Consider the following 5,722-nt stretch of genomic DNA (forward strand, 5'->3'; position numbering starts at 1 on the left):
CTGCCATTCTCGTTCTGATATCGACCCACCAACGTCAGCAAGGCGATCATGCCCGCATCGCGACCCCGCGAGAATTTCGAGGTTCAGCCCCCTTCGCTCGCCGAGGTCGTGGTCGAGATGGTGGACAATCTGGATGCCATGGTCGCCTATTGGGATGCCAATCAGAAGTGCGTTTTCGCCAACGCGGCATATCTTGACTGGTTCGGCTGCACCGGAAAGGACTTGATCGGGACGCGACTGCAGGATCTCTTGGGGCCGCTTTACGCGCTCAACCTGCCCTATATCGCCGCTGCCTACAGCGGCAAAAAGCAGGTGTTCGAGCGCGCTATTCCAACTCGGGAGGGCGGCGTCCGGCATAGCCTGGCCACATACATTCCCCGTTTCGAAAATGGGACGGTGCAGGGGATCTTCGTCCATGTTGCCGACGTAGGGCCGCTCAAGAAGCTTGAAGCGGAACTCAAGGGCGCGAAGGACAAAGCGGAGAAACTTGCTACGCACGACCACCTTACCGGTCTTCCCAATCGTGTGACTTTGAATGCGAGGATCAGCGCGGCGATTTCTGAAGCTGGGGCACGCGGCGGCGGCTTCGGGGTATTCTGGCTTGATCTGGATTCGTTCAAGAGTGTGAATGACACCCATGGTCATCTTGCGGGCGATTTCCTTCTCGTCCAGATGGCAGAGCGGATCAAAGGAGTCACGCGGGAACACGACTCCCTTCTGCGCATCGGAGGCGACGAGTTTGTGATGATCGCCGGCAACGTAACCTCGGCGGTTGATGCTCAAAACGTCGCCGATCGTGTCTTGGCGGCGGTAAGAGAACCCCTGCGCATTGGGGATGTTGTCATCTCAACTACTTTGAGCATAGGGGCTGCCATCTACCCATTGAATGGGGTGGCGCCAACCTCACTACTCCATTCTTCCGATCGTGCTCTCTATGCCGCAAAAAACGCAGGCCGCGATCGGGTCGAGATCGCCGCTTAGGATCTGAAGTCAATACGTCTCGGCGCGTTTGATCACCCTTGAAAGCAGAACAATATTCTTGTCGGGGGGACACAGCAGGTCTTCAGCGCAACGGCAGTTTCGGCCAGTTCGATCTGGAAGTGGCAAGTCTGGCTCCGGCGAGAATGCGCTGGACCGCAATGCGCCTGGCTGGAGCCGCTGGTAGTGATTGACGCGTGTCCCTCGTGGCTTCCATCGGGTCCCGAGCCCGCACCCACCTAGTTGACCAGCTGCAGTGTCGTGAACTTTCCAGCGATTTCTTGGAAGACTTTTGACAATTTGCTGGGATCGCTGACAGCGTAGTAATCCCCCGGATTTGTCGCGCATTTGCCGTAAAGTGTCCGATTTGCGGCCGTGTCGGATTGCAGCGTAATAGTGTAGATTTGAACCTGCTGTGCCTTTAACTTCTCGCAAACGTCAAGCGTCCAACGATCTACGACGCGCGCAGCGTCCGTCTGGTTACTTGTCCCGAACCGTCCAGATGCGAGGTAGCCATATGACGTGTAATCCGACTTTTCAGGCTCACTGCTCGCTCCATAGACGACGTTTTCGCCATCCGTAAGCAGGACGACGATCTTGCTCGTGTTCGGAGTTTTCCAAGGGGCGCCGTCGGTGTAGGGCGCATCCGGTGAAAGCACCCGCATGCCCCAAGAAAGTCCTTCGGAGACATTGGTGCCGGATCCGTTCCACTCTTGCATTTGGGCGGCGGCGGCCCGCAACTTGTCCAGATCACTGGTCAACGGGACCACCGGAGTCGGGCAGGCTCGGTTAGGGCCGACTGTCAAAGGCGCATATTTGTCGTTGATCTTTTTCGCCTTGGGGTTCGAGTATTTGGCGATCTTTTTATCTTCCCCCTTCGTATCAGTGCCGTCTTGAACGTCATCGGAAAGATACGAGTTGTTATAGACCTTGGCGTCGTTGCCATAGCTCGCGGATGGACTGGTCGCGTCACCTGGGTCGTCTGGTGCGAAATATGGCACGAACAAGGTGTTGGCGTCAGCCTGGTCGGGCGCCACGTCAGAAATGGCAGCGGTTCCCGGACGTGCCTCAACGCAGCCCTTCCATCCCGTGCCTTTCCAACCGGTCCCCTGCGCCAGGGCCTTGAACAGGTTCATGTGATTTACACGTGTGCCATCGGGGAGCAGGGGAAAATTCGCGCCGTTGTTCGGCGATTTGCCTTCCATGTCTATCCAGGAGGGGTCAAATTCATCGCCATTTACATTAACAGCTGTGACGAACGGCACAATCGCCGCGGTCACCTTGCGATTGGGTGACTTGGCCCCATCGAGCTCATCGAGAAGTGCTTTAGTGGCGTCCCTGAGAGCGTTGATCTTAGCACCGGCCATGGAGCCAGTGTTGTCGAGCACCATCACGACCTCGAGGTTATTCGTCGCCTCCAAGCCGCCGGCATCCACCTCGATGTGCTGGTTGTCGCCGAACAAGAAAGCGAAATTGAGGTTCACGTCAGCGGAAGCGACGGCCTTGGTCTTGACGTAGTTGACACCCTTGTCGACTGACAAGGTCACTTTAGCGTTGGAGAGCTCGGGGTGACTTGCGACGTTGGCCTGAAAATAGCTATCAAATGCCAGCTTGCGGTTCGCTTCGCTGTCTGACAGGTGCGACGAGGAAAGGGTCGCAGCATCCAAGGAGATCTGAAGATTGACCTTTGCTCGCATGACGGTGGATACGTCCGCCGCGAAACCGACGGCCGCCAGGATTGCAGGCGCCGCCAACGCGAACAACAAGGCGAAATTACCGCTTCCCGACCGCCAGAACCTGTTGATGACCATGACCGATCCCCGACTGATACGACATATGACGAGGCGTTGGTTTACAGGCGGTTGATTTATAAGCAATCGCTCATAAGGCGGCAAAACGCGGTAAATTAAGTTCCGAAGAGCCCGCGCGCCTTTCGGCCACCGGGCCATCAAGTTCGTCTCAACGACGGATGGATGGTGCCTCGGTAAGTCAACGATATCGCCCGTTCGGAAGACTTCGCCACGGGGCACACCAATAGAGGCCGGGGCGGATACGGTGATTGCCGCCGCAAATATGTCCGCGAGGAAGTGCTCGATCAGGCATTCGTCAACCTGCTGGACCGGTTGCAAGACAGCTTGGGAATGCAATGGCCTTGATCCGCGTCAAGTCTGACGAAGGCGCGCTCGACCGAAGTCATGGAAGCGAGAAATGCGAACCCAGGAAGACGAGGAACTGGCCGGTGATCAAAGGGATTCTAAGGACCGGGCCGTCCTCACCGCTGTCCTGAACCGGCTGCCCGCGCACGCACGGATGCGCCTTCAGGATGTCTCGCCAGATGGTCGGAAAGTCTGATCCATTGCTTCTTTCGGCGCAGGCATCGACAAGTCCGACGACGGCTTTTCTGATTGAGTCGAATTACCTTAAGTGCCCGATTGCAAACACGTGCCTGAAGCTGGCGGGAAAGAATTGATCTCGATCAACGCATCGAGAGTGAATGCGCTCACAGCGGTACCCAAGCATTCCCTTTCTTGAGGTAGCGGCGTTTCACTGCAGCCCACGCAACTCGATGGGCGATCCCCTCGCGCCTCTCGCCGCTGTCGGCATATTCCTCCCAGGCATTGTTGAATGCCTCCCTGTAGATCTCTCTCGCCTGCTGCGGGAGATGTTCGCGGATTTGCGGAGGAAGCACCTCGATCGAGGCGTATGGCATGGCTACGCTTTCACAATCCGGGACGAAGGGTGCAGGAAAGATGCGGGAACAACGCGATTGCATTTAGACCCCGGCGGGCGCGTATCCCTTGATCTCGGTCAAGGATTCGCCGAGCGCGGCGGGGCAGTATAACGAGCGATGGTCGTCATTGTCGTTGGGGGGTGAATGGCGGCACGATGATGGTGGCTGTCACAATGGGAGCGGCCGGCGCCTTTGGGGAAGGCGCCGGCCTAGCGGGGCGCATCGGTTGGGGTAACGCGCACCGATTTCGATAGGCCATTCAGTTGTGCGATGTTCGCTTTCTTCCGATGGTCTTGAACTCATAGAAGTTCGGCCGCAGACGCGTGGAGGGCGTTTCGGTCAGTTCGACTACGCGGATCCACTCTTGCGCGTCGCCGCGTAGGGTAACCTGCGTCCCCAGCGCATTCTCGGCCGCCTGGAACGGTGTCTTGGCAGCGGCCTCATGCGCAGCGACGATCGTGTCGCCTTCCATCTCCTCCACCCGATAGACCTTGATGCCGCCTCGCCCCGGCCGCTTCAAATTGGGAAATGTCACGCGCTTGTTCCGGCTCCCCAACGGCGCCAATGCGTGGGGCGCACCGTTACCGGTCTCTCCGTGTCGGATGCTATCCATTGCGATCCTTCGAGACGGCACGGAAATCTCAAAGCGGTGACCCTCCCATCTTCAATCACCGCCAACTGAAGGTCGCGGCCAGGCGGCGCGCTGTCGATAGATTCCCAGATGCTCACTTCGGCTCCACAGTGGTGCATGCATCTATCCAGGTCGGCGTGGGGAAAACACTTACATAGGTAAGTGTGTCAGGGGACAGGGAGACATTGCTCTGGTCGCCAACAAACGCGCTTCACAAGGCGCGTTCTCTATTTCGCTGGCCTCACCGAACTGAACTGGTTGCGGTCGCCTGCGGCACCGCCCGTCGCTGTGTTTTCAGGCTGGGCATTGAACGGCAACGCCCCAACATCGGATCGATGAATGGCGTCACCGTCGCGAGCGTGACGCCAACTCGGCCGACATCTTCATATCCGCGAAATGTCCCGCCGAACGGCGTTCGCCGGTTTCTCCTCTTCAGGCGAAGAGGTAGGCCGGATCGAACTCCGCCAACTCGCGGAGCCGCTGCGGCTGCAGAATTTCCAGATGGTGCTTGTGCAAGGTGATCAAGCCGTCCGTGCGCAGCACTCGCAGAACCCGGTTGACGTGGACGATGCTCATTCCCGTGGTGTCTGCAATGGCGTCTTGCGTCAAGGGCAGTTCGAAGGAGTGATCCCCCACCAGGCCGACTTGGCGAAGACGCGCGTGCAGTTCGCAGAAGAGGTGTGCAAGATGTGTCGTCTTTTCGTGCCTTCCCATATAGGCGAGCCAAACCCGCAATGTTGCCTGCTCGACGAGGGCGATGCTCATAAATGCCCGTCCGAGTTTTGGGTAGGCACTGATCGCTTCGGTCAAAGCCTGGCGATTGAGAACGGTGGCGCGGACGGCTGTAAGCGCGGTCACGCGGCCGACCGAGCTGTGGCCCAAAGCCGTCAAGTCGCACAGATCGCCGGCGATTGCGAAATCTGTAATCTGTCGCGAGCCGTCCATGGATGAAATCGAGCGGGCAGCCCAGCCAGCCGAAATGATGTGCAGTTGCGACGGATACTGGTCGGAATCGAAAATCGTCTCGCCGCGGTCAAAGGCTCTGACACCCATTGCCGTGCCGGCCAAGGCATCTCGTTCGGCGCGACCCAGCGGGATACTGCGGATTCGGGCAAACAAAGCGTCCAAAGACAAGGTATCGCTCTCCATAGAGGCACAGGCATTCGGAACGGTGGGAATTTCTGCCATTGGCCGCTTGATCAGCGTTTGACCAAAATCAATCTGCGACCATCCAAAAGTGATGTCATGTGAATCTTGACGTACATATTCGACGTAGCCGCTGCGTCTTATTGCACCCGCTTCCGTCACTGCAGCTTTGATCTTGGACAAAGCGAAAGCTCGCGCGCGATGCCACAAGCATCCCCGCCTCCCGAGATGGGTGC

At 58.0% G+C, this 5,722-nt stretch carries 5 protein-coding genes; 1 reads left to right on the forward strand and 4 read right to left on the reverse strand.

Annotated features, from left to right (window positions below):
* Positions 1 to 48 precede the first annotated feature (48 nt).
* Complete coding sequence (locus tag C1D09_RS13380) at positions 49 to 981, forward strand: GGDEF domain-containing protein (RefSeq protein WP_143974770.1); 933 nt, start codon at positions 49 to 51, stop codon at positions 979 to 981.
* Between the two features lie 236 nt (positions 982 to 1,217).
* On the opposite strand, the gene C1D09_RS13385 is transcribed toward C1D09_RS13380, so the two are convergent.
* The 4 genes from C1D09_RS13385 to C1D09_RS13405 form a co-directional block, all read right to left on the reverse strand.
* Entirely contained in the window at positions 1,218 to 2,789 is a 1,572-nt protein-coding gene (locus tag C1D09_RS13385) for a pilus assembly protein (RefSeq protein WP_143974771.1), read from the reverse strand.
* Positions 2,790 to 3,478: 689 nt separating this feature from the next.
* Positions 3,479 to 3,688 (reverse strand): ChaB family protein, encoded by a 210-nt coding sequence (locus tag C1D09_RS13390; protein ID WP_143974772.1) that lies wholly within the window; start codon positions 3,686 to 3,688, stop codon positions 3,479 to 3,481.
* A 280-nt stretch (positions 3,689 to 3,968) separates the two neighbouring features.
* Positions 3,969 to 4,244 (reverse strand): hypothetical protein, encoded by a 276-nt coding sequence (locus C1D09_RS13395; RefSeq protein ID WP_143974773.1) that lies wholly within the window; start codon positions 4,242 to 4,244, stop codon positions 3,969 to 3,971.
* A gap of 528 nt (positions 4,245 to 4,772) precedes the next feature.
* On the reverse strand, positions 4,773 to 5,722 hold a 950-nt coding region (locus C1D09_RS13405), incomplete at its 5' end, for a Crp/Fnr family transcriptional regulator (RefSeq protein ID WP_208760377.1).

Origin of the sequence: Mesorhizobium intechi (genome assembly GCF_002879535.1) — a bacterium.
GTDB lineage: Bacteria > Pseudomonadota > Alphaproteobacteria > Rhizobiales > Rhizobiaceae > Mesorhizobium > Mesorhizobium intechi.